Source organism: Pseudomonas sp. Sample_9 (assembly GCF_004307535.1).
Classification (GTDB): domain Bacteria; phylum Pseudomonadota; class Gammaproteobacteria; order Pseudomonadales; family Pseudomonadaceae; genus Aquipseudomonas; species Aquipseudomonas mercuritolerans.
This window is the reverse complement of the sequence record NZ_RAZO01000162.1, coordinates 41,079-44,138: the sequence shown is the minus strand read 5'-3', so window position 1 is coordinate 44,138 and position 3,060 is coordinate 41,079. Positions and strand designations below refer to the sequence as shown.

Genomic DNA, 3,060 nt, shown 5'->3' with positions numbered 1-3,060 from the left:
AAACGACAACGGCCGACCCGAAGGTCAGCCGTTGCCCGACAAACAATGCGCAATATCAATTCAACCGGTAACGATTGCGCACCTCCTGCTTCACGCCCCAACCCTCGATAATGCCGCCCAGCGGTTCGACCACGGCTGAAAAGCCTTGCTCGAAATCGCCGATGTCGTCATAGGTTGCGTACATCACTTTGCTCAATTCCAGCGACCAGGCGCCGTCGTCGCGCGCACTGACCTGGGCATTGATGGATTCACCGCGAAATTTGCCTGCTGCCCTGCGCGCCCGCTCCTCGTCCGGGAAAATCGCGTAGAACTCGATGGGATGGAACCGGGAAAAATCGAAACCGCCTTCTTTCATGCGGCGCAGAACGTTGCTGCTGATGTCTTCTTGATAGGCTGTGCTCATGAATCGTCCCCCTCGATTGATGGATAGACTTTCCGTATTCCCGCCCCGGGCCTTTTGGCCTAAGTACTACGGCAACGTGGTTGCGCGCGGGAAACAAGCATGTAGCTGACAAGACCAGACCTTAGCGATCCATTCGCTGATCTCGCTTGCAGAGTAGCCCCAAGAGAGCGCCGCTGCCAAGGCCTGGTTTACGAGATGACAGGAAGTGTTCAGACAGGGGTGATGCTGCGGATTTCGATGCCGTTCTGGGTCTTGAGGTTTTTCACCTCGGCATCGGTGGTGCGCCCTTGCAGGTCGTTGAGATCCAGCTGGGCGGCAACCGGAAGAAGCCGCTCCTTGATCAGCCGAGCGGCTTCATCATCGGACGGGCATTCCTCACGTTCGAAGACTTCATCAATAATTACGCCGTGATCATCCACGAAAGTGACTTTCCACTTTTGCATCAGTGCCTCCTCGATCAACCCGTAGATGGGCTTACCTCTATCTCGACTTTTTTCCGCGATAGTTGGTTCAAAAGGATTACAGCCGACAACGGTGAAAATAACCATCCGATCGATAGGGCGGACTCTGTGGCGAGGGGATTTATCCACGTCCGGCTGCGCAGCAGTCGTAAGACCGTCCATTGCGGTTTAACGGAGACACCGCGCAGGCCGGTTCAGGGATGCTGCGCATCCCAACCGGTAAATCCCCTCGCCACAAAAGCTTCCTTGCAGAGCGACGTCAGCGTGATCAGTCGTTGCTCGGCTTGTTGACCGCTTGCAGCACGTATTGCGGCAAGGCAAACGCGCCGATGTGGATTTCCGGATTGTAGTAACGGGTGACGATACCGCTGCCGATGAAGCGCTGTTGCAGGGTTTCACGGCTGAGCTTGCGGTACGCCGGGTTGGTCGAGCCCCAGGCGAAGGTCATCGAACCGCCGATGTAGGTCGGCACGGCGGCCTGATAGAAATGCCAGTCCGGGAATAGGCTGCGCAGGCGACCGGCGGTGGTTTTGACTTCGTCGATCTGCATGAACGGCGTGCCGTTCTGAGTGACGAGAATGCCGCCTTCGTTCAGGCAGCGGTGGCATGCCTGGTAGAAGTTCTCGGAGAACAGCACTTCGCCCGGGCCGATCGGGTCAGTGGAGTCGGAGATGATCACGTCGAATTTTTCAGTGGTGGTGGCGACGAAACGCATGCCGTCATCGATCACCAGGTTCAGGCGCGGATCATCGTAGGCTCCGGCGGAATGGTTCGGCAGGAATTCCTTGCACATGTCGACCACGGTGCCGTCGATTTCAACCATGGTGATGTGCTCGACGCCGGCGTGTTTGGTCACTTCGCGCAGCATGCCGCCGTCACCACCGCCGATGATCAGCACGCGCTTGGCAGTGCCGTGGGCAAGGATCGGCACGTGGGTGAGCATCTCGTGGTAGATGAATTCGTCGGCTTCGGTGGTCTGGATCACGCCGTCCAGCGCCATCACCCGGCCCATGCGCGGGTTCTGGAAGATCACCAGATGCTGGTGTTCGGTGCGCACTTCGTGCAGCAGTTTTTCCATGCGAAAACGCTGGCCGTAGCCTTCGTAGAGGGTTTCCAGGTACTCGCTGGTCTTGGTGACGGTCATGGTCAAGTGCTCCGATAAATGCGCGGGCGCCATCGTGGGGACGATTGCCCGGGAAAGGCGCGCATTCTACGTTGCCGAAGATGACAGGTCGAACCTCCGGTTGTTTTTTACCAGCGCAAATTACTGTGGGAGCGAGCCTGCTCGCGAAAGCGCAGCATCAGTTGCCGGTGATGGCGACTGACACAACGTCTTCGCGAGCAGGCTCGCTCCCACAGGGATGACCGTGTGATCGAAAATCAGCTCAGATCCGGACGTTGCCCCGTGGCCCGGCAATCGCCCAGATGATCAGGCCCAGCACTGGCAGGAGGATGATCAGCAACACCCAGACGATTTTCATTCCAGTGGAGGCGCCGCTTTTCAGCACGTTGATGATGGCCCAGATGTCGAGGGCAAGGATGATCAGGCCAATCAGACCGTTGAACGTGGAACCCATGGTGTCGCTCCAGAATAGTGGCATGCACTTTTAGGATAGACGGTCGCGCGCAGGGTTCCCTTTTATTGCGTTCAGACGTGAACGGCGACCTTCAAGGCTTCCAGCGCTGGCGCAGCGGCGATGCCAATCTCGGCGCATAACTCCAGCACGCGGGGCACATCGTTGCCGTAGACCAGGACCATTTGCAGTTCATCGTCGAGCAACTGGCTGAAGTTGACCAATGTATAACCGCCGTTTTCCTTGTTCAGGCTGCTCATCTGCACCTGGATGCGGTTGAGTGCGGTCAGTGCTTCGGTCTTGGCCAGTTGCTTGGGCTTGAGATTGAAATCCACGCCAGGACCAAACGAGGCAACGATTTGTGCGAACAGATCGACGTAAGTATCGGCCTGAAACAGCACGGTTTCCGGCAGGCTACCGACCACTACCCACTCACCCAGCGGGATCGGGAAAGTGTCGTCGTAGTTGATGTCCGGATTGGCGGCCAGAAAAGCATCGGCATCGGCGTAGGCCTGAGCGGCTTCGTCAGCCACTTTCAGGATCTCGTCCTCGCCCATGCAGCCGGAGCTGATTTTGCTGATGAGTTCGACGAGTGCGGCTTTCATGAGGGCGGATCCTGTGG

5 protein-coding genes are annotated in these 3,060 nt (G+C 57.7%); all 5 read right to left on the bottom strand.

The features are described from left to right. Positions 1–55: 55 nt before the first annotated feature. Positions 56–403 carry a ribonuclease E inhibitor RraB gene (locus tag D6877_RS08755; RefSeq protein ID WP_003223226.1) on the bottom strand — a complete coding sequence of 116 codons (348 nt, stop codon included), beginning with the start codon at positions 401–403 and terminating at the stop codon, positions 56–58. A 209-nt stretch (positions 404–612) separates the two neighbouring features. Then, the gene (locus tag D6877_RS08750) at positions 613–846 is read right to left on the bottom strand and encodes a hypothetical protein (RefSeq protein ID WP_130910500.1); all 234 of its coding nucleotides are present in this window, start codon (positions 844–846) and stop codon (positions 613–615) included. 286 nt (positions 847–1,132) lie between these two features. Continuing rightward, positions 1,133–2,008 (bottom strand): polyamine aminopropyltransferase, encoded by an 876-nt coding sequence (gene speE, locus D6877_RS08745; RefSeq protein WP_016773785.1) that lies wholly within the window; start codon positions 2,006–2,008, stop codon positions 1,133–1,135. Between the two features lie 241 nt (positions 2,009–2,249). Further along, a complete protein-coding gene (locus D6877_RS08740; protein WP_016773784.1) occupies positions 2,250–2,441 on the bottom strand; it encodes a PLDc N-terminal domain-containing protein in 192 nt (63 codons plus the stop codon). A 71-nt stretch (positions 2,442–2,512) separates the two neighbouring features. Next, a complete protein-coding gene (locus D6877_RS08735; protein WP_130910499.1) occupies positions 2,513–3,043 on the bottom strand; it encodes a hypothetical protein in 531 nt (176 codons plus the stop codon). Between the last annotated feature and the right edge of the window lie 17 nt (positions 3,044–3,060).

Bases quoted from the DNA above. Each gene is read 5' to 3' on its own strand.
- D6877_RS08755 (WP_003223226.1), bottom strand. From the start codon at position 403: ATGAGCACAGCCTATCAAGAAGACATCAGCAGCAACGTTCTGCGCCGC.
- D6877_RS08750 (WP_130910500.1), bottom strand. From the start codon at position 846: ATGCAAAAGTGGAAAGTCACTTTCGTGGATGATCACGGCGTAATTATT.
- speE (WP_016773785.1), bottom strand. From the start codon at position 2,008: ATGACCGTCACCAAGACCAGCGAGTACCTGGAAACCCTCTACGAAGGC.
- D6877_RS08740 (WP_016773784.1), bottom strand. From the start codon at position 2,441: ATGGGTTCCACGTTCAACGGTCTGATTGGCCTGATCATCCTTGCCCTC.
- D6877_RS08735 (WP_130910499.1), bottom strand. From the start codon at position 3,043: ATGAAAGCCGCACTCGTCGAACTCATCAGCAAAATCAGCTCCGGCTGC.